General features: G+C 66.7%; 22 protein-coding genes. 16 read left to right on the top strand and 6 right to left on the bottom strand.

Annotation, left to right across the window (positions count from 1 at the left end; genetic code table 11):
• The first annotated feature begins 76 nt into the window (after positions 1-76).
• The 10 genes from AC0MAZ_RS21085 to AC0MAZ_RS21040 all read left to right on the top strand — a co-directional run bounded on the left by AC0MAZ_RS21085 (position 77) and on the right by AC0MAZ_RS21040 (position 11839).
• Positions 77-865 carry an alpha/beta fold hydrolase gene (locus tag AC0MAZ_RS21085; RefSeq protein WP_475859053.1) on the top strand — a complete coding sequence of 263 codons (789 nt, stop codon included), beginning with the start codon at positions 77-79 and terminating at the stop codon, positions 863-865.
• The gene (locus AC0MAZ_RS21080; RefSeq protein WP_203651833.1) at positions 862-1716 is read left to right on the top strand and encodes an alpha/beta hydrolase; all 855 of its coding nucleotides are present in this window, start codon (positions 862-864) and stop codon (positions 1714-1716) included. The genes AC0MAZ_RS21085 and AC0MAZ_RS21080 overlap by 4 nt, the downstream gene beginning before the upstream one ends.
• Before the next feature lie 102 nt (positions 1717-1818).
• Positions 1819-2613, top strand: a complete 795-nt coding sequence (locus AC0MAZ_RS21075) for a DUF4892 domain-containing protein (RefSeq protein WP_203651834.1) — start codon at positions 1819-1821, stop codon at positions 2611-2613.
• 12 nt (positions 2614-2625) lie between these two features.
• Positions 2626-3678, top strand: coding sequence for an AI-2E family transporter (locus tag AC0MAZ_RS21070; RefSeq protein WP_254464442.1), 1053 nt, complete (start codon positions 2626-2628; stop codon positions 3676-3678).
• A gap of 238 nt (positions 3679-3916) precedes the next feature.
• On the top strand, positions 3917-4006 hold the full coding sequence (kdpF, locus tag AC0MAZ_RS21065; RefSeq protein WP_011534724.1) for a K(+)-transporting ATPase subunit F: 90 nt from the start codon (positions 3917-3919) through the stop codon (positions 4004-4006).
• Positions 4007-4015: 9 nt separating this feature from the next.
• The gene (kdpA, locus tag AC0MAZ_RS21060) at positions 4016-5710 is read left to right on the top strand and encodes a potassium-transporting ATPase subunit KdpA (RefSeq protein WP_475859052.1); all 1695 of its coding nucleotides are present in this window, start codon (positions 4016-4018) and stop codon (positions 5708-5710) included.
• 10 nt (positions 5711-5720) lie between these two features.
• Complete coding sequence (gene kdpB, locus AC0MAZ_RS21055) at positions 5721-7775, top strand: potassium-transporting ATPase subunit KdpB (protein ID WP_203651838.1); 2055 nt, start codon at positions 5721-5723, stop codon at positions 7773-7775.
• A 10-nt stretch (positions 7776-7785) separates the two neighbouring features.
• On the top strand, positions 7786-8343 hold the full coding sequence (gene kdpC / locus AC0MAZ_RS21050) for a potassium-transporting ATPase subunit KdpC (RefSeq protein WP_475859050.1): 558 nt from the start codon (positions 7786-7788) through the stop codon (positions 8341-8343).
• 149 nt (positions 8344-8492) lie between these two features.
• The gene (locus AC0MAZ_RS21045) at positions 8493-11147 is read left to right on the top strand and encodes a DUF4118 domain-containing protein (protein ID WP_475859048.1); all 2655 of its coding nucleotides are present in this window, start codon (positions 8493-8495) and stop codon (positions 11145-11147) included.
• On the top strand, positions 11144-11839 hold the full coding sequence (locus AC0MAZ_RS21040) for a response regulator (protein WP_475859046.1): 696 nt from the start codon (positions 11144-11146) through the stop codon (positions 11837-11839). The genes AC0MAZ_RS21045 and AC0MAZ_RS21040 overlap by 4 nt, the downstream gene beginning before the upstream one ends.
• An 87-nt stretch (positions 11840-11926) precedes the next feature.
• Here the strand turns inward: AC0MAZ_RS21040 and lysA are convergent, their stop codons facing one another.
• Complete coding sequence (gene lysA, locus AC0MAZ_RS21035) at positions 11927-13156, bottom strand: diaminopimelate decarboxylase (protein ID WP_475859045.1); 1230 nt, start codon at positions 13154-13156, stop codon at positions 11927-11929.
• Positions 13157-13384: 228 nt separating this feature from the next.
• Here lysA and AC0MAZ_RS21030 point away from each other — a divergent pair, with 228 nt between their 5' ends.
• Entirely contained in the window at positions 13385-14311 is a 927-nt protein-coding gene (locus AC0MAZ_RS21030; RefSeq protein WP_232856364.1) for a LysR family transcriptional regulator, read from the top strand.
• Positions 14312-14315: 4 nt separating this feature from the next.
• Here the strand turns inward: AC0MAZ_RS21030 and AC0MAZ_RS21025 are convergent, their stop codons facing one another.
• Both AC0MAZ_RS21025 and AC0MAZ_RS21020 read right to left on the bottom strand, forming a co-directional pair.
• On the bottom strand, positions 14316-14615 hold the full coding sequence (locus AC0MAZ_RS21025) for a hypothetical protein (RefSeq protein WP_234560528.1): 300 nt from the start codon (positions 14613-14615) through the stop codon (positions 14316-14318).
• 18 nt (positions 14616-14633) lie between these two features.
• A complete protein-coding gene (locus AC0MAZ_RS21020; protein WP_475859043.1) occupies positions 14634-15020 on the bottom strand; it encodes a hypothetical protein in 387 nt (128 codons plus the stop codon).
• Positions 15021-15185: 165 nt separating this feature from the next.
• On the opposite strand from AC0MAZ_RS21020, the gene AC0MAZ_RS21015 reads away from it, so the two are divergent.
• Together AC0MAZ_RS21015 and AC0MAZ_RS21010 are read left to right on the top strand one after the other, a co-directional pair.
• Complete coding sequence (locus AC0MAZ_RS21015) at positions 15186-16025, top strand: AraC family transcriptional regulator (RefSeq protein WP_475859042.1); 840 nt, start codon at positions 15186-15188, stop codon at positions 16023-16025.
• Between the two features lie 95 nt (positions 16026-16120).
• Complete coding sequence (locus AC0MAZ_RS21010; RefSeq protein ID WP_110738724.1) at positions 16121-16459, top strand: hypothetical protein; 339 nt, start codon at positions 16121-16123, stop codon at positions 16457-16459.
• Positions 16460-16462: 3 nt separating this feature from the next.
• Here the strand turns inward: AC0MAZ_RS21010 and cynR are convergent, their stop codons facing one another.
• Positions 16463-17353, bottom strand: coding sequence for a transcriptional regulator CynR (cynR, locus tag AC0MAZ_RS21005; protein WP_475859040.1), 891 nt, complete (start codon positions 17351-17353; stop codon positions 16463-16465).
• Positions 17354-17463: 110 nt separating this feature from the next.
• Between cynR and AC0MAZ_RS21000 the strand changes: the two genes are divergently transcribed.
• The 3 genes from AC0MAZ_RS21000 (at position 17464) to AC0MAZ_RS20990 (ending at position 20032) form a co-directional block, all read left to right on the top strand.
• Positions 17464-18123 (top strand): carbonic anhydrase, encoded by a 660-nt coding sequence (locus AC0MAZ_RS21000; RefSeq protein WP_186733909.1) that lies wholly within the window; start codon positions 17464-17466, stop codon positions 18121-18123.
• A 30-nt stretch (positions 18124-18153) separates the two neighbouring features.
• Complete coding sequence (cynS, locus tag AC0MAZ_RS20995) at positions 18154-18624, top strand: cyanase (RefSeq protein WP_186714928.1); 471 nt, start codon at positions 18154-18156, stop codon at positions 18622-18624.
• 184 nt (positions 18625-18808) lie between these two features.
• Positions 18809-20032 carry an amidohydrolase family protein gene (locus AC0MAZ_RS20990; RefSeq protein ID WP_475859037.1) on the top strand — a complete coding sequence of 408 codons (1224 nt, stop codon included), beginning with the start codon at positions 18809-18811 and terminating at the stop codon, positions 20030-20032.
• Positions 20033-20041: 9 nt separating this feature from the next.
• Here AC0MAZ_RS20990 and AC0MAZ_RS20985 read toward each other — a convergent pair whose 3' ends face one another.
• Both AC0MAZ_RS20985 and AC0MAZ_RS20980 read right to left on the bottom strand, forming a co-directional pair.
• On the bottom strand, positions 20042-21295 hold the full coding sequence (locus tag AC0MAZ_RS20985; protein ID WP_475859036.1) for an arsenic transporter: 1254 nt from the start codon (positions 21293-21295) through the stop codon (positions 20042-20044).
• 8 nt (positions 21296-21303) lie between these two features.
• Positions 21304-22557 carry an MFS transporter gene (locus AC0MAZ_RS20980; RefSeq protein WP_254464451.1) on the bottom strand — a complete coding sequence of 418 codons (1254 nt, stop codon included), beginning with the start codon at positions 22555-22557 and terminating at the stop codon, positions 21304-21306.
• Positions 22558-22571 lie beyond the last annotated feature (14 nt).

Genomic DNA, 22571 nt, shown 5'->3' with positions numbered 1-22571 from the left:
GACCTTTCCGAACGTTGCCGCCAGGGTCCGGCTTGCCGACAATGGGCTATCCATCCCTCGTGCAGAGCAGGCGGCCATGTCGCAGCAGATCTTCTTCGCCCACGCCAACGGCTTCCCCTCGGCCACCTACGGCAAGCTGTTCGCCGCCCTGGAGCCGGACTACGAGGTGCATCACCTGGCGCAGCACGCCCACGACCCGCGTTTTCCGGTCAACGACAACTGGCAGAACCTGGTGGACGAACTGCTGCATCACCTCGAGCAGCAAGAGGCGCCGGTCTGGGGTGTCGGCCACTCTCTGGGCGGCGTGCTGCACCTGCATGCGGCGCTGCGTCGTCCGGAGTTCTACCGCGGGCTGGTGATGCTCGACTCGCCAGTGCTGACCCGTGCCGATGAATGGCTGATCCAGGCCGCCAAGCGCCTGGGCTTCATCGACCGCATCACCCCGGCCGGGCGCACCCTGGGCCGGCGCGAGGCATTTCCCGACCGCGACAGCGCCCGCCGCTACTTCGCCGGCAAGACCCTGTTCCGCCACTTCGACCCGGACTGCCTGGAAGCCTACCTGGAACATGGCCTGGAGCAGGGCGAGGAGGGCCTGCGCCTGCGCTTCGACCCGGCCACCGAGATCAGCATCTACCGCAGCATTCCCCATGTCAGCCCGGCCCGGCCACGCCAGTTGCAGGTGCCGCTGGCGATGGTACGCGGCGCCCAGAGCCGGGTGATCCGCAAACACCACGCCCTGGCCGTGCGCGCCATGGCCAAGGGCGAGTACCACAGCCTGCCGGGTGGGCATATGTTCCCGCTGGAGCGGCCTACCGACACCGCTGGCCTGATCAAGGGCCTGTTCGACCGCTGGAGCCAGGCATGAGCGCCCAGGTCGAGGAGATCCGCCTGACGCTGGGCCATATCGAGCTGGCCGCGCACCTGTTCGGCCCGGCCGACGGCCTGCCGGTGATCGCCCTGCATGGCTGGCTGGACAACGCCAACAGCTTCGCTCGCCTGGCGCCGCAACTGAAGGGGCTGCGTATCGTCGCCCTGGACCTGGCCGGGCATGGCTACTCCGAGCATCGTCCGGTCGGCGCCGGCTATGCCCTGGCGGACTACGCCCATGACGTGCTGCGGGTTGCCGAACAACTGGGCTGGAAGCGCTTCGGTCTGCTCGGTCATTCGCTGGGCGCAATCATCTCGGTACAGCTGGCCGGGGCCTTGCCCGAGCGGGTCAGCCACCTGGCGCTGATCGACGGGGTGATTCCGCCGACGCTCAGCGAACAGGACGCTGCCGAGCGCTTGGGGCTGGCGCTGCAGGCGCAACTGCGCCTGGAGGGCAAGCGCAAATCGGTGTACGCGACCCTGGAGGCGGGCGTCGAGGCGCGCATGAAGGGCATGGTCGCGGTCAGCCGCGAAGCTGCCGAACTGCTGGCCCAGCGCGGCCTGATGCCGGTGCCCGGCGGCTACAGCTGGCGCAGCGACAGCCGCCTCACCTTGCCCTCGCCAACCCGCCTGAACCAGGACCAGGCCATGGCCTTCGTCAAACGCATCGCCTGCCCGGCCTGCCTGGTGGTGGCCGCCGACGGCATGCTGGCGCGCCACACGGAATTGCTGGAGCAGCTACCCTTCGAGCGGGTGACCCTGCCGGGCGGCCACCACTTGCACCTGAACGACGCCGAGGGCGCGGCCCTTGTCGCAGACTGTTTCAATCGCTTCTTTGGCATTCCTTGACTTGCACCGGACAAGTGTCGAGGCTTGGCGGGTTGAAAGGGAGACAACCATGTACATGCCAGACATCCACGCGCCTTGCCCCGCCACCTGTGAGGGCGGTCGATGAGCGCACCTGTTTTCGTTCGCGGCGCCATTGCCGCCTGCTTCGCCATCGCCAGCCCCCTGTTGTGGGCCGGCAGCCTGCCGGTACCGCCTGACGCCAAGGTGGTCGACCAGCGCCCGGCGGTGGAGCAGGAGCGGGTCTACCCCATGGGACCGCTGCGCAAGATCAGCGGCCGCCTGCGGGTCGACGACAAGGTCGAGAGCCGTGGCCAGGTCAGCTCGGTGACCTATGAGCTGCCGGTCGAGCGCAGCGCCCGCGAAGCTTTCACCAGCGCCCGCGAGGCCCTGCAGCAGGAGGGCGGCTATCCACTGTTCTGGTGCCAGGGCCGCGATTGCGGCGAGGCCAGCCTGTGGGCCAACGACGTGTTCGCCAATGCCCGGCTCAATGGCGGTGACGAGCAGCAAGCGTTCATCCTGCTGCGTCGCTCAGCCGAGGAAGCCGACACCCTCGTGGCGCTGTACAGCGTGACTCGCGGCAACCGCCGTGCTTATCTGCATGTCGAGGAGTTCGTCGCCGGCAGCCCGCTGGGCGAGCTGCTGCCCACTGCCGCCACGGTGCTGCGCGAACTGCGCGATACCGGCAAGCTCGACTACCCTGATCTGGCCGAGCCCCAGGCTACCTGGGCAACGTTGCTGGCCCGCAGCCTGAACCTCGACAGCACCCTGCGCGTCAGCCTCAGCGGCAAGGGCGCCGAGGCCTGGCGCGAGCAGCTGGTCAAGGCCGGCGTGCGCAGCGCGCGGCTGGAGGTCGGTGACGCCCCGACCGAGGGCCTGCACCTGGAACTGATCCGTTGAGTGAGCGCCACCATGGCCAACAATGACCGCCTGTTGATCCAGATCCTGCTGCTGACCCTGCTGGGGGCCGCGCTGTGGGTGATGGCACCGTTCATCTCGGCGCTGCTGTGGGGCGCCATCCTGGCCTTTGCCAGCTGGCCGCTGATGCGCCTGCTGACCCGTGTGCTGGGTGGGCGCGAAACCCTCGCCGCGAGCCTGCTGACCACGGTGTGGATCCTGCTGGTGGCGCTGCCGCTGGTGTGGCTGGGTTTCAACCTGGCCGACCATGTGCGCGATGCCACCGCGTTCATTCGCGACGTGCAGGTCGATGGCCTGCCGGACGCGCCCGCCTGGGTGGCGGGCATTCCATTCGTCGGTGAGCGCCTGGTGAGCTGGTGGGAGTCGTTCGACCAGCAGGGCGCGGCCTTGCTGGCCTCGGCCAAGCCGTACCTGGGCCAGGTCGGCAACTGGTTGCTGGCGCGCAGCGCGCAGATCGGCGGCGGGGTGCTGGAGCTGACCCTGAGCCTGGTGTTCGTGTTCTTCTTCTACCGCGACGGGCCACGCTTGGCAGCTTTCGTCCATCGTCTGCTGCAACGGCTGGTGGGCGAGCGCGCCGAGTACTACGTCGACCTGGTGGCCGGCACCGTGCAACGGGTGGTCAACGGCGTGATCGGTACCGCCGCGGCCCAGGCCCTGCTGGCGCTGATCGGCTTCCTGATCGCCGGCGTGCCGGGGGCCATCGTGCTGGGCCTGGTGACCTTCATGCTCAGCCTGATCCCCATGGGTCCGCCGCTGGCCTGGATCCCCGCCACCGCCTGGCTGGTATGGAAGGGTGACTACGGCATGGCGGTATTCCTGGGGGTGTGGGGCACGTTCATCATCAGTGGCGTGGACAACGTGCTCAAACCCTACCTGATCAGCCGGGGCGGCAACCTGCCGCTGGTGATCGTGCTGCTGGGGGTGTTCGGCGGCCTGATCGCGTTCGGTTTCATTGGCCTGTTTATCGGGCCGACCCTGTTGGCGGTGGGGTACAGCCTGCTGCTGGACTGGAGCCGCAATTCGGCGCAGCACACGCCGCAACGTTGACCTTTCGGGCCTCTTCGCGGGTAAACCCGCTCCCACAGGTACAGCGCAGCCCTTGAGCTTGGCGCAGCACCTGTGGGAGCGGGTTTACCCGCGAATGGGCCCGTGAAGCGATCCGGTGTATCTGATCTTTACGCTTTCTTTATGCCCTGACCCCACCCCCGATCTCGCCCCTTTACGCCCCTCCCTCGGACAATTTCCCCAAAGCGGCCCTCACGCCGCACCAAGGGGAGATTCACTCATGTACATGCTCGACGGGCTGTCACTGCTATTGGCGGTGGCGTTGGCGGTTTACCTGCTGGTGGCGCTGCTGCGCGCCGACCGCGGCTAAGGGGCGACCATGCACAGTTACGATTACCTGCTGCTGCTGGCGTTCTTCGCCATCGTGCTGCTGCCGGCGCCCTGGCTCGGTCGCTTCTACTACAAGGTGATGGAAGGCCAGCGCACCTGGCTGTCGCCGCTCCTCGGCCCGGTGGAGCGGGGCTGCTACCGCGTTGCCGGCGTGCGCGCCGACCAGGAGCAGAGCTGGAAGCAGTACACCCTGGCCCTGCTGGCTTTCAACCTGGTCGGTTTTTTGATGGTGTTCGGTGTCCTGCAACTGCAGGGCAGCCTGCCGCTCAACCCGCAGCACCTGCCGGGCCAGGAATGGTCGCTGGCGTTCAACACTGCGGTCAGTTTCATGACCAACACCAACTGGCAGGCCTACAGCGGTGAAGCCTCGGTCAGCTACCTGAGCCAGATGATCGGCCTGACCGTGCAGAACTTCGTCAGCGCCGCCACCGGCCTTGCCGTGCTGGTCGCCCTGTGCCGGGGTATCGCCCGTCGCTCGGCCACCACCCTGGGCAACTTCTGGGTCGACCTGACCCGCGCCACCCTCTACGGCCTGTTGCCGCTGTGCCTGGTGCTGGCGCTGCTGCTGGTCTGGCAGGGCGTGCCGCAGACCTTTGCCGACTACGTCCACGCCGTGACCCTGCAAGGCACCGACCAGACCATCCCGCTGGGCCCGGCCGCCAGCCAGATCGCCATCAAGCAGCTGGGCACCAACGGTGGCGGCTTCTTCGGTGTCAACTCGGCGCACCCGTTCGAGAACCCCACGGCCTGGAGCAACCTGTTCGAGGTGGCCTCGATCATCCTGATTCCGGTGGCCCTGGTGTTCACCTTCGGCCATTACGTCAAGGACCTGCGCCAGAGCCGCGCGATCATCGCCTGCATGCTGGCGCTGTTCCTGATCGGCGGCAGCACCGCGCTGTGGTCGGAACATCAGCCCAACCCGGCCCTGGAAAGCGCCCAGGTACAGCAGAGCGCGCCGCTGGAAGGCAAGGAGAGCCGCTTCGGTACCACCGGCTCCGTGTTGTGGACGGTGACCACCACCTCCGCCTCTAACGGTTCGGTCAACGCCATGCACGACAGCCTCAACCCGATTACCGGCATGGTGGCGATGGTCAACATGATGCTTGGCGAAGTGATCTTCGGCGGCGTCGGCGCCGGCCTCTACGGCATGCTGCTGTTCGTGCTGATCGCGGTATTCCTGGCCGGCCTGATGATCGGCCGCACCCCGGAGTACCTGGGCAAGAAACTCCAGGCCCGTGAAGTGCAACTGCTGGTGGCGAGCCTGCTGGTGATGCCGGTGGGCGTGCTGATCCTCGGCGCCATCGCCGCCAGCCTGCCAGGGCCGGCCGGCGCGGTGACCAACCCCGGCGCCCACGGTTTCAGCCAGCTGCTGTACGCCTACACCTCCGGCACCGCCAACAACGGCTCGGCCTTCGCCGGTTTCGGCGCCAACACGGTGTTCCACAACGTGATGATCGGCCTGGCCATGCTGATCGGCCGCTTCGGCTACATCCTGCCGGTGCTGGCCCTGGCCGGCAGCCTGGCGGCGAAGAAGAGCGCGCCGCAAGGCATCAACAGCTTCCCCACCCACGGCCCGCTGTTCACCACGCTGCTGCTGGTGACCATCCTGCTGGTCGGTGGCCTGACCTTCCTGCCGACCCTGGCCCTGGGGCCGATCGCCGAACACCTGAGCCTGGGTTTCTGAGGAATACACAATGAACATGCCCATTCCCGAAGTGAAGGCGCGTCAAGGCGCCAAGGACCAGACCCGCTTCAGCGCGTTGTGGCGCCCGGCGCTGGTCCAGGCTTTCGTCAAGCTCGACCCGCGCCAGCTCAAGCGCGCCCCGGTGATGCTGGTGGTGGCCCTCACCGCCGTGCTCACCACCGTGCTGTGCCTGGTGCCCGGCAGCGGCGTGAGTACCGGCGTGGCGGTGCAGATCGCCGTCTGGCTGTGGTTTACCGTGTTGTTCGCCAACTTCGCCGAAGCCCTGGCCGAGGGCCGCGGCAAGGCCCGCGCCGACAGCCTCAAGGCCGGCAGCCAGGGCCTGACCGCCAAGCGCCGCAAGAGCGACGGCAGTTTCGAGAGCGTCGCCGCCACCCAGCTGCGCAAGGACGATGTGGTGCGCGTGGTGGCCGGCGAAATGATCCCCGGCGACGGCGAGGTGCTCGAAGGCATCGCCGCGGTCAACGAGTCGGCGATCACCGGCGAGTCCGCCCCGGTGATCCGCGAGTCCGGCGGCGACCGTTCGGCGGTCACCGGCAACACCCGCCTGGTCTCCGACTGGCTGCTGATCCGCATCACCAGCAATCCGGGCGAGTCGACCCTGGACCGCATGATCGCCCTGGTCGAAGGCGCCAAGCGCCAGAAGACCCCCAACGAGATTGCCCTGGACATCCTGCTGATCGGCCTGACCCTGATCTTCCTGATCGTGGTGGTCACCCTGCAGCCGTTCGCCCGCTTCGCCGGTGGCGAGCTGCCGCTGATCTTCCTCGCCGCGCTGCTGGTGACTTTGATCCCCACCACCATCGGCGGCCTGCTGTCGGCCATCGGCATCGCCGGCATGGACCGCCTGGTGCGCCTGAACGTGATCGCCCGCTCCGGTCGTGCGGTGGAAGCAGCCGGCGACGTGCACACCCTGATGCTCGACAAGACCGGCACCATCACCTTCGGCAACCGTCGTTGCAGTGCCCTGCATGCCGCCTCGGGCGTGACCGCCAAGGAGCTGGGGGAGGGCGCCTTGCTCGCCTCGCTGGCCGACGATACCGCCGAGGGCAAGTCGATCGTCGAGTACCTGCGCCAGCTGCATGACTTCGCCGAGCCTTCGGTCGAGCAGTACACAGCCATCGCCTTCAGCGCCGAGACCCGCCTGTCGGGCATCGATTTCCAGCAGCGCCGCTACCGCAAGGGCGCCGTCGACGCGGTGCTGGCCTTCTGTGGCTTGCAACGCCTGGAGCTGCCTGCCGCCCTGGCCCGTGAAGTGGAGCGCATCGCCCAGAGCGGCGGCACTCCGCTGCTGGTGTGCGTCGACACGCACCTGCTCGGCGTGATCCATCTCAAGGACGTGGTCAAGCCCGGTATCCGCGAGCGCTTCGCCGAACTGCGCAAGCTCGGTATCCGCACCGTGATGGTCACCGGCGACAACCCGCTGACCGCCGCCGCCATCGCCGCCGAGGCCGGCGTGGACGACGTGCTGGCCGAAGCTACCCCCGAGAAGAAGCTGGCGCGCATCCGCCAGGAGCAGAACGACGGCCGTCTGGTCGCCATGTGCGGTGATGGCGCCAACGACGCCCCGGCGCTGGCTCAGGCCGATGTGGGCATGGCCATGAACGACGGCACACAGGCCGCCCGCGAGGCCGCCAACATGGTCGACCTGGACAGCGACCCGACCAAGCTGCTGGACGTGGTGCAGGTGGGCAAGGAGCTGCTGGTTACCCGCGGTGCGCTGACCACCTTCTCCATCGCCAACGACGTGGCCAAGTACTTCGCCATCCTGCCGGCGCTGTTCGCCGCCATCTACCCGCAGCTGGGCGTGCTCAACCTGATGCACCTGGCCAGCCCGCAGAGCGCGATCCTCTCGGCCATCGTGTTCAACGCGCTGATCATCATCGTGCTGATCCCCCTGGCTTTGCGCGGGGTGCGGGTGCAGGCCGCCAGCGCCGCCCACCTGCTGCGCCGCAACCTGCTGATCTACGGGCTGGGGGGCATCGTTGTGCCGTTCGCCGGGATCAAGCTGATCGACATGCTGCTCACTGCGCTGCACCTGGTCTGAGGAGACTGACATGACTGCTTATGTACGCCCGGCCCTGAGCCTGGTCCTGCTGATGACCGTGATCACCGGCGCGCTGTATCCCCTGGCGGTGACCGGTATTGCCCAGGTCGCCTTCCCTGACCAGGCCAATGGCAGCCTGGTGCACGACGAGCGCGGTGAGGTGCGTGGCTCGGCGCTGATTGCCCAGGAGTTCAAGGGCGACGCCTGGTTCCAGTCGCGGCCTTCGGCGGGTGCCTATGCCACCGTGGCCAGCGGCGCCAGCAACCTGGCGCCGAGCAATCCGGCGCTGGCCGAGCGGGTCAGGACCGATGCCGCCGCGCAATATCAGGCACAGCAGGGGCCGGTGCCCCAGGCGCTGCTGACCACCTCGGGCAGTGGGCTGGACCCGCACCTGCCGCCAGCGGCGATCGCCTACCAGCTGCCGCGCGTGGCGGCGGCGCGGCAGGTCTCGGAGGAGCGCTTGCAAGCGCTGGTGAATGAGGCCACCCTGCGACCACTGGTCGGGCCACCGGTGGTGAATGTGCTGGCGCTGAACCAGGCGCTTGAGCGCCTGGCACCGAGCCATTGAAGTCGGGGCCGCTGTGCGGCCCTTCGCGGGTAAACCCGCTCCCACAGGTACTGCGCTGACCTTCAGAGTTGTGCCGAACCTGTGGGAGCGGGTTTACCCGCGAAGGCCTGCGTAGCAGGCCAAAATTGGTAATTAGTGAAGGATGAAGCATGAGTGACTCCGCCCGCGCCGACGCGTTGTTGGCGGGCCTGCCCCGGGAAGGCCGGGGCAGGCTCAAGGTATTTCTCGGCGCCGCGCCCGGGGTCGGCAAGACCTTTTCCATGCTGCAGGCCGCCCACGCCCAGCAACGCCAGGGCGTGCGCGTGGTGGCCGGGGTGGTCGAGACCCACGGCCGCGCCGAGACCGAGGCCCTGCTCGGCGGCCTGGCTCAGCAACCGCTGTTGCGCAGCGAATACCGCGGCGTGATGCTTGAGGAAATGGACCTCGACGGCCTGCTCAAGGCCGCGCCACCTCTGGTGCTGGTCGACGAACTGGCCCACACCAACGCCCCCGGCAGCCGCCACGCCAAGCGCTGGCAGGACGTGCAGGAGCTGCTCGCCGCCGGCATCGATGTGTACACCACGGTCAACGTCCAGCACCTGGAAAGCCTCAACGACAAGGTCCGCGACATCACCGGCGTGCAGGTGCGCGAGACCCTGCCCGACTGGGTGCTGCAGGAAGCCTTCGAGCTGGTACTGATCGACCTGCCGCCCCGCGAGTTGCTCGAGCGCCTGCGCGAGGGCAAGGTCTACGTGCCCGAGCAGGCGCGGGCGGCCATCGAGGCCTATTTCTCCCAGACCAACCTCACCGCCCTGCGCGAGCTGGCCATGCAGACCGCCGCCGCCCAGGTCGACGCGGACCTGGCCAGCGGCTACCGCCAGCGCGGCCAGGAAGCCCCTGCCTTGCGTGGGCGCCTGCTGGTGGGCATCGATGGCGACGACCAGGCTGAGCGTCTGGTGCGCCACGCCTGCCGTGTGGCCCAGCGCCGGCATCTGCCGTGGAGCGTGGTGCATGTGGACAACGGCCGCCTGCGCGACGAGACCGCCCGCCATCGCCTGCAGGCCGCCCAGCAACTGGCCGAGCGCCTGGGCGGCGAAGTGGTGCTGCTACGTGCCGGTGAAGTGGCCCGTACGCTGATCCAGCACGCCACCGAACGCCGGGCCAGCCTGGTGCTGGTCGGCCAGTCCCGCGACCTGCTGCGCCGGCGCTTCTTCGGCGCCGGCGTCGCCGCGCGCCTGTTGCGCGAAAGCCACGGCCTTGAGATCAACGTCCTCGACCGCGACGCCCAACCGCAACCGGCGCGGGCGGCGGTCAAGCGCGTGTGGGTATGGCGCCACTACCTGCTGGCGCTGTTCGCCACCGTGCTGGCCACCGGCCTGGCCTGGGCCGTGTCGAGCATGCTGGCGCTGCCCAACATCTCCCTGGTGTTCCTCGCCGCCGTGCTGCTGGTGGCGGTGCGCAGCAGTCTGGGCCCGGCGTTGGCCTGCGCGGCGTTGTCGTTCCTGACCTACGACTTCCTGTTCATTCCGCCGAACTTCTCCTTCGCCATCCAGCGCGAGGAAGACGTGCTGACCCTGGTGTTCTTCCTGCTGATGGCCGCGCTTACCGGCAATCTTGCCGCCCGCCAGCGCCGTCAGCTGCAGGCCCTGCGCGAGACCCAGGCGCAAACCAACCAGTTGCTCGACCTGTCGCGCCGCCTGACCGTGGCCACCGACCGCCAGGCCGTGTTCAGCGCCGCCGGCCAGCATATGGACGGCTGGCAGGACGTGCAGGTGTGCCTGCTGGAGCGCAGTGCCGATGGCTTGCTGCAAGTCGCCAGCGGTGGCAACCATGCCTTCACCGACAACGAGCGCGCCGCCGCCGAATGGGCCTGGCAGCATGGCCAGGCCGCAGGCTTTGGCAGCGATACCTTGCCTCACGGTCGTTGGTGGTGGTGGCCGTTGGCCGTGGAAGAGCAACCCCTGGCGCTGCTCGGCATACGTCCCCGCGATGGCGAGCCGCTGAGTGCCCAGCGCCGCCGTCTGCTCAAGGCCCTGGCGCAACCCCTGGCCCAGGCCCTGGCCCGCGCACGCCTTGGCGAGCAACTGGAAGCCGCGCGCCTGCATGGCGAAACCGAGCAACTGCGCAGCGCCTTGCTCGCCTCGGTATCCCACGACCTGCGCACCCCGCTGACCTCCATGCGCGGCAGCATCGACAGCCTGCTGGCCCTGGGCGACGCGATTCCCCCGGACGACCGCCGCGAACTGCTCGAAGGCACCCGCAACGAAGCCGAGCGCCTGGATCGCTACATCCAGAACCTGCTGGACATGACCCGCCTGGGCCACGGCACCCTCAAGCTGGCCCGCGACTGGGTGGCCCCGGCCGATATCGTCGGCAGTGCCCTCAATCGCCTGCGCGTGGTGCTGGCGCCCCTGCGCGTGCACACCGAAGTGCCGCCGGAGCTGCCGCTGCTGTTCGTGCACGCGGCGTTGATCGAGCAGGCGCTGATCAACGTGCTGGAGAACGCCGCCCGTTTCTCCCCGCCGCAGGGCCGCCTGGAGCTGCAGGTCTCGGTGCGCGACGAGCAGCTGTGCTTCGCCGTCGCCGACGAAGGCCCCGGCATTCCTCCGGACGAGCGCGAAAAGATCTTCGATATGTTCTACACCGCCGCCCGCGGCGACCGCGGCGGGCAGGGCACCGGCCTGGGCCTGGCGATCTGCCAGGGCATGATCGGCGCCCATGGCGGCCGCATCCTGGTCGATGACGGCATCGATGGTCACGGCACCTGCATCACTTTATGCTTGCCGCTGCCCACTCAACCTGAAACCGAAAGTGAAGCCCCATGAGCCAAGCCGCCACCCTGCTGGTCATCGACGACGAGCCGCAGATCCGCAAGTTTCTGCGCATCAGCCTGGCGTCCCAGGGCTACAAGGTGCTCGAGGCCGCCACCGGCAGCGAGGGCCTGGCCCAGGCCGCGCTGAACAAGCCCGACCTGGTGGTGCTCGACCTGGGCCTGCCGGACATGGACGGCCAGCAGGTGCTGCGCGAGCTGCGTGAGTGGAGCGCAGTGCCGGTGATGGTGCTGTCGGTGCGCGCCAGTGAGGTGCAGAAGGTCGATGCACTGGATGGCGGGGCCAACGACTACGTGACCAAGCCATTCGGCATCCAGGAGTTCTTGGCCCGGGTGCGGGCCTTGCTGCGCCAGGCGCCGCAGGTCGGTAGTGCGACGTCTGCCGCGAGCTTCGGGCCATTGGTAGTGGACTTCGCCTTTCGCAAGGTGACCCTGGATGGCGTGGAAGTGGCGCTGACGCGCAAGGAGTATGCGCTGCTGGCGCAACTGGCCGGGCACCCGGGGCGGGTGATCACCCAGCAGCAGCTGCTGAAGGACATCTGGGGGCCGACCCATGTGGACGACACCCACTACCTGCGCATCGTGGTGGGGCATCTGCGGCAGAAGCTGGGGGATGACCCCACGGCGCCGCGGTTCATCGTCACCGAGGCGGGGGTAGGGTACCGGCTGGTGACGCCGGCCCTGTAGGAGCGGGCTTGCCCCGCGACCACCGGCGAAGCCGGTGCCACGCATCGTATCGCGGGGCAAGCCCGCTCCCACAGGTAGAGCTGGGCGCTAAATACCCAGTTCCAGTGCCAAAAGCTCCTGCACGGTCTGGCGCCGACGGATCATGCGCAGGTTGCCCTGCTCGACCAGAAACTCAGGCAGCAACGGGCGGCTGTTGTAGTTCGACGACATCGAAGCCCCGTAAGCCCCCGCGTCATGAATCACCAGCAGGTCACCCACCTTGGCCTCTGGCAGTTGCTGCGGGGTCAGCTCCTCGTCGTTCTGGGTAAATACATCCCCCGACTCGCACAGCGGCCCGGCCACCACGGTCGGTTGCAGCGGACGGCTCACTGGCCGGCCCACGGCATCGAACAGGCTCATGCGGTGGTAGGCCCCGTACATCGCCGGGCGCATCAGGTCGTTGAAGCCGGCATCGACCAGTATGTAGTTCCGGTCGCCCATCTGCTTGACGGCACGCACCTCGGCCACCAGGCAACCCGACTCCGCCACCAGGAAGCGCCCCGGCTCGATTTCCATGCGCACGGGATGGCCGAGCATGGTTTCAACTTCCGCCCGCGCCACCGCCCAGGTGCGGGCGTAGCGTTGCAGGTCCACCGGCTGGTCGTCGCTGCGGTATGGCGTGGACAGCCCGCCACCGATGGAGAAGGCCTCGATGTCCACGCCCAGCTTGCCGATCAGCCCGACCATGGCGCCGGCCACCTGTTCCAGATGCTCGTAGTCCACGCCCGAGCCGATATGCATGTGCACGCCGACCAGGTGCAGGCCGTTTTCTTTCACGCAAGCCAGCGCCTCGGGCAGTTGCTCGTGCCAGATGCCGTGCTTGCTGTTCTCGCCACCGGTGTTGGTCTTGCGGCTGTGGCCATGGCCGAAGCCCGGGTTGATGCGCAACCAGACCCGGTGCCCACGGGAGTGCTCGCCCAGCTGACGGAGCATGTCGATGGAACCGGCGTTCACTTCGATCTTCGTCTCTACCACTCGGGCCAGGGTCGGCTGGTCCAGCACGTCGCAGGTCAGCACCACGCCGGCCGGGTCACCGTCCACCGTCGCCCCGGCCGCGAAGGCCCGCTCCATTTCCCCCAGCGACACGGCATCGAGCACCAGGCCACGTTCGCGCATCAGGCGCAGGACGTGCAGGTTGGGGTTGGCCTTCTGGGCGAAGCGGACCGTGTCGAAGTGCTGCTGCAACTGGTCGATGCGTTGGTGGATGGTCTGGGCGTCATAGGCCCACAGCGGGGAGCCGTGTTGGCGGACGGCCTGGGCCAGGAGGGTGGTGGTCATGGTGGTGTTCCTTGTAATGGATGCACCGATCTTGAGTGAGTTGGATGATTCATAAAAATAGATAATTTTCAGAAGGTCATCCGTATTTGATATACATTCGACTGCTGTAGGAGCGGGCTCGTCCCGCGAACACCGGCAAAGCCGGTGCCATCCACCGCGTTGCCGGTGTTCGCGGGACGAGCCCGCTCCTACAGGTCCCTGCCAAACGTTCAGGTGTTGCATGCCCCCATGAAACTCTCCATCCGCCACATTGAGGTGTTCCGCGCCATCATGGCTGCCGGCAGTGTCACCGGCGCCGCGCGCCTGCTGTTCACCTCGCAGCCCACCGTCAGTCGCGAGCTGGCGCGCATGGAGCAGGTCACCGGTTTGAACCTGTTCGAACGCGAAGGCGGGCGCCTGGCACCCACGGCCCAGGCCTTGCTGCTGATCGAGGAGGTCGAGCGCGCCTTCGTCGGCCTGGAGCGCATCGATCGCTTCGCCCAGGCCATCCGCAACTTCGAACAGGGCCGGCTGGCCATCACCTGCCTGCCACTGTTCTCGCAAACCCTGCTGCCCAAGGCCTGTAAGGCGTTCCACCAGCAACACCCCGGCGTGAGCGTGAGCATCACCGCGCAGGAGTCGCCGCTGCTGGAGGAGTCGCTGGTGGCCCAGCAGCACGACCTCGGCCTGACCGAAACCGCGCAGGTGCCACGGGGCGCGGTCGGGGAGCTGCTGTTCAGTGCCGACATGGTCTGCGTGCTGCCCGAAGACCACCCATTGCAGGCCAAGCCGGTGCTGGCGCTGCAGGATTTCCACGAGGTCGACTTCATCAACCTGGCCAGCCTGGACAGTTACCGGCAACAGCTTGACCGGCACTTCCGCGAAGCAGGGGTGAACCGACGCACGATCATCGAGACCACCAGCGCGGCGTCGGTGTGCGCGATGGTCCGGCAGGGCCTGGGGGTGGCGATCATCAATCCGCTAAGCGGGCTGGAAGCGGGGCAGGGGGGCTTGCCGATTCGCCGCTTGAGCCTCTCGGTGCCGTACCAGGTGATGTTGATCCGGCCGGAGCTGCGCCCGGCATCGGCGGTGCTGGAACCGTTTTGCCAGGCATTGAGGGCGCAGGCGCGGGACATGCAGGCGGCATTGGCGAAGGCCTTCCATGGCGCCACCTGATCGCTCAATGCGCCATGGCCTTGAACGTTCGGAAGCAAAGCCCCGTCGCCAGCCGTTGCGCGGTCAGATCGAAGAGCATGGCCAGGCACGGTAGCTTGAAGTGCGCGGTCATCTGTTCGACACAGTCCCAGTGGCCGGTGATGATCCAGCGTTCACTCGGCAAGGCTGCGTACTTGAGGCTGTACACCACGCATCCCGAGGTACGGTTCAACACCTCCAACAAGCCTTCCAGCCTCTCCTGGAGCACCGCTGCCGAACCGATGGCCGGGATGATCTCGACGGTGTTGATTGCGACCAGACCCATGGCGAGCCCTCCCTGTGTTCACTTCGCCAGCAGCTGGTTCGCCACTTTGAAGGCTTCTTCCTGGGTGGCGACGATATGCAGGGGGTAGCCCCAGAAGGCTTCGAACTTGGCTGCGAACAATTGAGCGGCCTCCTGTTTGTCGGCATCCGGCTCGATGAGGATCTGCCCCCGGACGTAGGTGCGCAGCGCGGCCTTGTGGCGCTTCATCCACAGTGACAGTTGTTTCTGTTCGTCATGGGTATGTCCATTGGCTTTTTGCCTGGCGCGTTCCGCGTCCAGCAAGACGAACGGTTCGGCGCCTGCCAGCAGCGTTTCGAAGGCTGCGAAACCTTCATCGCGGGTATCGATGGTGGTATTACCGGTATCCATCCAGACCAGCGGGAAATAGGTGGAATCCAAAAGCATCTGTCTGATCCTCTGCGTGTGTTGATGCGTGGTCGCCGTTCTGGAAAACCGACATCGGCGACCCAGATGCACGATAACCACGTGACTCATGGACGTCATTGCGAAATCTTGTCATTCTGTTTTTCATTTCGGCCAATGCGTCAGCTTCGAGCAATGAGCAGCATCGTGGAATCAATCACCCCCGAAACCCTGGCCAGCCCATGGGATGTCGATGGCATTCCACGTCAGGTCATCGCCTTGTGCGCGTCCCGCGTAGGCAAGGACTGGGAGCTTGCCCCTCACCGTCATCGCAAGGCGCAGTTCATCTACACGGTGCGCGGCATTCTCAACTGTGAGGTGGAGACCGGGGTGTGGATCGTGCCGCCGCAGTGCGCGGTGTGGATCCCAGGGGGGCTGCTGCATTCGACCCGTGGCTCGGGAGAAACCGAATGCCATTGCCTGTTCGTCGAGCCGGAGGCGGTCGAGTATCTGCCGACCACCTGCTGCACGCTGGCGGTGTCGCCACTGTTGCGCGAACTGTTGCTCAAGGCGACGGGCTTCGAGGCGCTGTACGCCGAGCGCGGGCCCGAGGCGCGACTGATCGCCACGTTGCTGGACGAATTGTGCGCCGCCCCCGTCGAGGACCTGCACCTGCCCATGCCCCAGGACCGCAGGCTGCGCCAGCTGGCGCAGCGACTGCTGGCCGACCCGGCGAGCACAGCGCCGATCGGCGAATGGGCCCGGCGCATCGGCATGAGCGAGCGCAGCATGAGCCGGCTGTTGCTGCAGGAAGTCGGCATGAGTTTCGGCCGCTGGCGGCGGCAGCTTCATGTGATCCTTTCGTTGCAACGCCTTGCCAAGGGCGAGAGTGTGCAGGCGGTGGCCCTGGCGTTGGGTTACGAAAGCGCCAGTGGCTTCGTCACCATGTTCCGCAAGGCCATGGGCAAGCCGCCTGCGCGCTATCTGCTCGAGCGCGGTGCCGGTGATCCGGCCGAAGCAGCCCGTGGCATCGTGCTCGCGCCCTGAGCGGGAGGTACCCCGGAAACCTGAACGATTCGATTCCCGTCAGGGTCAACCCCTTCAGCAGTGATCAGAAACGCTCCACAGCATGAGGATTGATCATGAGTACCCTGACGATCGAAGGCTGGTGCAAAGGTGACGGTGACCGCAGGTCCACCCCGGTGGGCGACATCCACTTTGACATCCAGGGCGCCGCCCACACGGCGCTGGAGCAGGCCGAAGAGCGCCTGCAGCAGAGCCACGAGCGCGAAGCGATGGTGGATGTCGACATGGACACACTGAACCTGGTCTTGCCTGAAGGCTATGGCCCCTTGTCCGACTGCCGCCTGCGTGTCTACCTGAGCGACGACGAGCGGGGCCAGTTCCATCTGGTCGGGCATCGGGCCAGCGATGGCAGCCTGATCTACACCAATGCGGTGCTGATTGCGCAATTGAGCTGAGCCTCAGCTGCGCTCCAGCTGTGCGGCCACTTCCTTGGCCAGCGCCAGGAAGGCCTGCGCCGCCGCGGTCTGGTAGACACCCCTGCGCTGCATGAGCACGGCCGTGCGTTGCAGGCGCAAGGGGTCGAGGGCGATGGCGGTCAGGTCGTCATGCGCCAGGACGATGTTGGCGGGGAGCAGCGTCGACAGCGTCGTCCTGCGCACCACTTCGATGACCGCGCCGATAGCATTGGCCTCCATCCGCACCTGCGGGCGTATGCCGTGCTGCCGGCAATAGCGCTCGATCTGCTCCCGAGTGGCGAATTCGGCGCTGAGCAGGATCATCGACTCGTCGTTCAGCGCCTGTAGCCCGATGGCGCGTGCATGGGCCAATGGGTGCTGGCTGCCGACCACCAGCGCCAGTGTCTCGACCAGCAATGGGTAGGTGTCGATGTCCTGGGCGTGGGGCTCATCGAAGGCGATACCGACATCCAGTTCGTCCGCCAGCAGCAGTTCCTCCATGTGCTCCTGGGCGATTTCGCGCAAGTTCAGGGTGATATTCGGGTACCGGCTGTGGAAGGCCTCGACCAAGGGGCCGACCAGATAGCTGGTAAAGGTCGGCGTCACCGCCACCCGCAATGACCCTCGGCTGAGGTCGCTCACATCATGGATCGCGCGCCTGGCCTCCTGCAGTTCCTGCGACGCCCGTTTCGCATAGCGCAGATAGACCTCGCCGGCATCGGTCAGCCGAGTCGTGCGCCCCGAGCGATCGAACAACTGCGCCCCCAGGCTTTCCTCCAGTTGCCTGACCTGCTGCGAAAGCGCGGGCTGGGAGACGTGCAGGGCTGCCGCCGCCCGAGTGAAGCTATGGTGTTGCGCGACCGCGAGAAAGTACTGGATATGCCGGGCGAGCATGCTTCTCTCCATAAGATAATCTGATGCCATTCATCATAAATGAGACTTTTACCTTATGTAACGCACCGCCTAACCTTTGCCTCACACACCGCGACACTGAGGCATCAGCCATGCAAGACATCATCGACGGCTTCCTGAAGTTCCAGCGCGACGCCTTCCCCGAGCGAGTCAAGCTGTTCAAGGACCTGGCCACCCAGCAAAGCCCGCGGGCGCTGTTCATCTCCTGCTCCGACAGCCGCCTGGTGCCCGAGCTGGTCACCCAGCGCGAGCCGGGCGACCTGTTCGTCATCCGCAACGCCGGCAACATCGTGCCGTCCTACGGCCCTGAACCCGGCGGGGTGTCGGCCTCGGTCGAGTATGCCGTCGCCGCCCTGCAAGTGGCCGATATCGTCATCTGCGGTCACTCCGACTGCGGCGCCATGACTGCCATCGCCACCTGCAAGTGCCTGGACCACATGCCCGCCGTGGCCGGCTGGTTGCGCTACGCCGACTCCGCCCGTGTGGTCAACGAAGCCCGCCCGCATCAAACCCCTCACGCCAAGGTCGAGGCCATGGTGCGAGAGAACGTGATCGCCCAGCTGGCCAACATCCAGACCCACCCCTCGGTGCGCCTGGCCCTGGAAGAGGGCCGCGTGGCCCTGCATGGCTGGATCTACGACATCGAGAGCGGCCGCATCGACGCCTTCGACGGACGCACCGGCCAGTTCGTATCCCTGGCGGACAATCCAGACGTCCGCGCTGTTTCCCACGCTTCCCGGCACGTTGCCTGAACCCGATTTTCAACCCAAGGAGACACTCCCATGATCCAGTCGCAAATCAGCCAGAACGCCCGTCTTGCCCTGAGCGAGGTCATCCTCCTGGCCAAGGCCCGCAAGGACCTGTCGTTCGCCCAGATCACCGATGGCACCGGCCTGTCCGAAGCCTTCGTCACCGCCGCGCTGCTGGGCCAGCACCCGCTGCCGGCCAGCGCCGCCCAGGTGGTGGGTGACAAGCTCGGTCTGGACGCCGACGGCATCGCACTGCTGCAGACCATCCCACTGCGCGGCAGTATCGAAGGTGGCGTGCCGACCGACCCGACGATCTATCGCTTCTACGAGATGCTGCAGGTGTACGGCACCACGCTCAAGGCGCTGGTCCACGAGAAGTTCGGCGACGGCATCATCAGCGCCATCAACTTCAAGCTGGATGTGAAGAAGGTCGATGATCCGGAAGGCGGTTCCCGCGCTGTGATCACCCTGGATGGCAAGTACCTGCCGACCAAACCGTTCTGATTCGCCCATAGGGACATGGCCCGGTCTCCACAGGGTGGCCGGGCCATTTCTACAGACGATATTGGCCCCCTGTAGGAGCGGGCTTGCCCCGCGAACACCGGCAAGGCCGGTGCCATCCACCGCGTTGTCCAACATCGCGAGTACAGGGTGTCGACCGTAATGACTGATTACGAGAAACGACGGCATGGACCTGATCATCAGAAATGTCCGCATCGACGATGCAAAACCCTTGATGGATGTGGCCGTGCACAACGGCAAGATCACTGAAATCGCCCCGACGATCACCGCAACGGCAACCCAGGAAATCCAAGGCAATGGCAATGTCCTGATCCCAGGCTTCGTCGAAGGCCACCTGCACCTGGAAAAAGCCAATGTCATGCAACGCAAGGCCAACCGCTCCGGCACCTTGAAGGAAGCGATCGCCGTCACCGCCGAGCTCAAGCCCACGCTCACCCGCGAAGACATCCGCGAGCGCTCGACGCAGGTGTTGCGCGCGCTGGTGCAGGCCGGCACCACCCATGTCCGTGCCCACGCCGAGTTCGACCCCGCCCAGGGTTTCACGGGCCTGGATGTGGTGCTGGAGCTACGGGAAACATTCCGCGATGTCATCGATATCCAGGTGGTCGCCTTTCCCCAGGAAGGCATCCTCAAGGTGCCCGGCATGAAAGCGATGATGGTCGAGGCGATGGAGAAGGGCGCCGATGTGGTCGGCGGCATTCCCTACAACGACGTATCGCCCCACGAGCACATTGATTTCGTCTTCGACCTGGCCCAGCGCTATGGCAAGGACATCGACCTGCACCAGGACTTCGCCGATGACGCCGAGCAGATGACCATCGAATACGTGGCCCGCCGGACCATCGCGGCAGGCTACCAAGGGCGCGTCAGCGTCGGCCACCTGACCAGCCTGGCGGCCGTCGAACCAGCGCGCCAGTCGCGTATCATCGCGCTGCTGCGCGAAGCCGACATCAGCGTGATGTGCTTGCCGGCCACCGACCTGCACCTGGGCGCCCGTGGCGACAGCCACAATGTGCGGCGCACCCTGACCCCGGTGCGAGCCTTGCGCGATGGCGGAGTGAACGTGTGCCTGGCCACCAACAACATCCGCAATGCCTTCACTCCCTACGGCACCGGCGACCTGCTGCATATCGCGCAGCTGGCCATCCCCGCCTGTCACCTGGGCGGGGCGGACGACCAGGCCACGGTGCTGCCGATGCTCACCAGCAACCCGGCCAAGGCCCTGGGTTTGCAGAGCCATGGCTTGGCGGTGGGCAACGACGCGGACCTGGTGCTGATGGACACCCACCGTGTCAGCGACGTGATCCTCGACCTGCCCGCGCGGCTGATGGTGCTCAAGCGCGGCAGGGTGGTGGCGACAGCGGAGCAGCGGCGTTCGGTGGTGTTCTGAAGGCCGGGTTCAGACGGCCAGCAGCAACAGTGCCGCCAGCAGTGCCGGGGGCATTACCAGCACGCCCAGACGCAAGAAACTCGATGCGCCGACATGCTCGCCCTCGCGGCGGATCGCCACCAGCCACAGCAGCGTGGCCAGGGAGCCGGTGATCGACAGGTTCGGTCCCAGGTCGACGCCGATAAGCAAGGCGGCGGTGGTCTGCCGGGGCAGTTCGACGAGGTGGCCGATGGAACCGGCGATCAGGCCGGTGGGCAGATTGTTCATCAGGTTGCTGGCCACGGCCGCAGTCACGCCCGCCGTCCAGCTTGCCGTGCCTGCCGACTGTTGCGCCAGGGCGGCCAACGATTGGGCAAGACGGTCGATCACGCCGGTGTGGGCCACGGCTTCCACCAGCACGAACAATCCTGCGACCAAGGGCAGGACCCCCCAGGCCACGTGACGCAGCAACGCCGCCGGGTTGCGCCGCTGACGCAGGTGGATCAACCCGGTGGTGGCCATGCCTGCGCAAAATGTCGGCAGCCCTAGCGGCACGTCCAGTGCCGATACCGTCAACAGCAGGGTGCCGGTGAACATCAGGCCCAGCGCGCAAAGCCGGGCGCCGGCCGACAGGGGGCGCATCTCGATGGCCACGGCCAGCGGCTGACGGATGCGCTTGCGCTGGGTCACGCGCAGTACCAGGTAGGTCATGGCGATGGCGCCCAGCGAGGGCAGGGTGAGCTGGCGCAGCCATTCCAGCAGCGGTGGCATCTGGCTGCCGAAGACTACCAGGTTGGCCGGGTTGGAGATGGGCAGCACGAAGCTGGCGGCATTGGCGATGAAGGCGCAGATGAACAGGTAGGGCAGCGGCTCGGCCTTGGCCGCCTTGCACGCCGCATACACGGCCGGTGTCAGCACCACAGCGGTGGCGTCATTGGACAGGAACACGGTGACCAGTGTACCGACCAGGAATACCAGGTCGAACAGGCGTTGGCCCGAGCCCCTGGCATGCTGCACCGCGTACCTGGCCAGCCAGTCGAACAAGCCTTCCTGGCGAGCCAGCTCGGCCAGCACCATCATGCCGGTCAGGAACAGGTAGACATCGCCTCCTTCGGCGATTGCCGCCAAGGCCAGGCGCCATGGGATCAGGCCGCAGGCCGTCAGCCCTAAGGCGGCGCCCATCGCCCAGACATATTCGGGCACGCGTCCCGGCCGAAGGATGACCAGGGCGGTGGCCGCGGCCGCAACCGACCAGATGATCAGGGATGACTCAGCGACAGGCATGCGAGGACTCAGTTTCCGGAAGGGGAGTGAAGGGGAGGGGCTTGCTCGGCGTTGGCATCGCTGGCAGGTCGGCGGGTCTCCGGCATGGCCAGCCAAAGCAGAAGCAACGCTGCAGTCGCGATGCCCGCCAATGTCAGGAATGCCGCGTCGTAGCCTGCGGACTGTACCACCAGCCCCGCGACACCGGGACTTAGCGCCGCGCCCAGGCCGAAGGCCGTGGACAATGCGCCAAGGCTGACATTGAAGCGCCCGCTGCCTTGGGTGAGGTCCTTGACCACTACCGGGAACAATGCCCCGAACAGTCCGGCGCCGATGCCATCGAGCAATTGCACGGCCACCAGCCAGAACGGATCGTCCGACATCACGTAAAGCACGCCACGCAGCGGCAGGATCAGAAAGCCGGCGAGCAACAGCGGCTTGCGTCCCCAGCGGTCGGCCCTGGCGCCGGCCAGCAGCGCCATGGGCACCATCACCAGCTGCGCCGCGACGATGCACGCCGAGGTCAGCGGCGTGGCCAACTGCAGGTTGGCCTGAGCCAGCTTCTGGCTCACCAGCGGAAGCATTGCCGCGTTGGCCAGATGGAACAGCGCGCAGCACACGGCGAACAGCAGCAAGGGGCGATTGTGCAACAGTACGGCAAGGCCGGCGGGGTGGGCATGCTGGCCCGGCGGCCGCGGGTCAAGGCCGCGCGCGAGGTCATGGTCGATGGCTGTCGCCGGCACTCGGCTGATGGCGATCAGGCTGGCCACAGTCATCGCCGCCATCAGGTAGAACACCGCCACCGGTCCGAACAGGTAGGCCAGCCCGCCGGCGAGCACCGCCGAGCAGGCATTGCCGGCATGGTTGAAGGTTTCGTTGCGGCCCATGCGCCGGGTGAATGCCCGGGGCCCGGTCAGGCCCAGTGAAATGGCAGCGATGGCCGGTGCGAACACGGAACCGGCGAGCGCGCTGATGGCTTGGGTCAACGTCACCAGCGCGACGCTGGTGACCCAGGGCAGCACCAGGCAACTGCCGGTCACCAGCAGCGCGGCGATGGCCATCACGGCGCGCTTGGCCGTGGTCCTGTCGATCAGCGCGCCAGCTGGCGTCTGGGTCAGCAATGCCGTGACGCTGGCCAAGGTCATGACCAGGCCGATGCTGCCGGGCTCCCAATGGTGCACCGCCAGCAGGTAGATCGCCAGGTAGGGCCCAAGCCCATCACGGACATCGGCCAGGAAAAAATTCAACCCATCGAGCGAACGTTCATGAGCAGGCGAGGCCAAGGAAAACTCCGCAG

The organism is Pseudomonas sp. A (assembly GCF_056270345.1).
This window is presented reverse-complemented; position numbering and strand designations above follow the sequence as displayed.

Bases quoted from the DNA above. Each gene is read 5' to 3' on its own strand.
- AC0MAZ_RS21085 (WP_475859053.1), top strand. From the start codon at position 77: ATGTCGCAGCAGATCTTCTTCGCCCACGCCAACGGCTTCCCCTCGGCC.
- AC0MAZ_RS21080 (WP_203651833.1), top strand. From the start codon at position 862: ATGAGCGCCCAGGTCGAGGAGATCCGCCTGACGCTGGGCCATATCGAG.
- AC0MAZ_RS21075 (WP_203651834.1), top strand. From the start codon at position 1,819: ATGAGCGCACCTGTTTTCGTTCGCGGCGCCATTGCCGCCTGCTTCGCC.
- AC0MAZ_RS21070 (WP_254464442.1), top strand. From the start codon at position 2,626: ATGGCCAACAATGACCGCCTGTTGATCCAGATCCTGCTGCTGACCCTG.
- kdpF (WP_011534724.1), top strand. From the start codon at position 3,917: ATGTACATGCTCGACGGGCTGTCACTGCTATTGGCGGTGGCGTTGGCG.
- kdpA (WP_475859052.1), top strand. From the start codon at position 4,016: ATGCACAGTTACGATTACCTGCTGCTGCTGGCGTTCTTCGCCATCGTG.
- kdpB (WP_203651838.1), top strand. From the start codon at position 5,721: ATGAACATGCCCATTCCCGAAGTGAAGGCGCGTCAAGGCGCCAAGGAC.
- kdpC (WP_475859050.1), top strand. From the start codon at position 7,786: ATGACTGCTTATGTACGCCCGGCCCTGAGCCTGGTCCTGCTGATGACC.
- AC0MAZ_RS21045 (WP_475859048.1), top strand. From the start codon at position 8,493: ATGAGTGACTCCGCCCGCGCCGACGCGTTGTTGGCGGGCCTGCCCCGG.
- AC0MAZ_RS21040 (WP_475859046.1), top strand. From the start codon at position 11,144: ATGAGCCAAGCCGCCACCCTGCTGGTCATCGACGACGAGCCGCAGATC.
- lysA (WP_475859045.1), bottom strand. From the start codon at position 13,156: ATGACCACCACCCTCCTGGCCCAGGCCGTCCGCCAACACGGCTCCCCG.
- AC0MAZ_RS21030 (WP_232856364.1), top strand. From the start codon at position 13,385: ATGAAACTCTCCATCCGCCACATTGAGGTGTTCCGCGCCATCATGGCT.
- AC0MAZ_RS21025 (WP_234560528.1), bottom strand. From the start codon at position 14,615: ATGGGTCTGGTCGCAATCAACACCGTCGAGATCATCCCGGCCATCGGT.
- AC0MAZ_RS21020 (WP_475859043.1), bottom strand. From the start codon at position 15,020: ATGCTTTTGGATTCCACCTATTTCCCGCTGGTCTGGATGGATACCGGT.
- AC0MAZ_RS21010 (WP_110738724.1), top strand. From the start codon at position 16,121: ATGAGTACCCTGACGATCGAAGGCTGGTGCAAAGGTGACGGTGACCGC.
- cynR (WP_475859040.1), bottom strand. From the start codon at position 17,353: ATGCTCGCCCGGCATATCCAGTACTTTCTCGCGGTCGCGCAACACCAT.
- AC0MAZ_RS21000 (WP_186733909.1), top strand. From the start codon at position 17,464: ATGCAAGACATCATCGACGGCTTCCTGAAGTTCCAGCGCGACGCCTTC.
- cynS (WP_186714928.1), top strand. From the start codon at position 18,154: ATGATCCAGTCGCAAATCAGCCAGAACGCCCGTCTTGCCCTGAGCGAG.
- AC0MAZ_RS20990 (WP_475859037.1), top strand. From the start codon at position 18,809: ATGGACCTGATCATCAGAAATGTCCGCATCGACGATGCAAAACCCTTG.
- AC0MAZ_RS20985 (WP_475859036.1), bottom strand. From the start codon at position 21,295: ATGCCTGTCGCTGAGTCATCCCTGATCATCTGGTCGGTTGCGGCCGCG.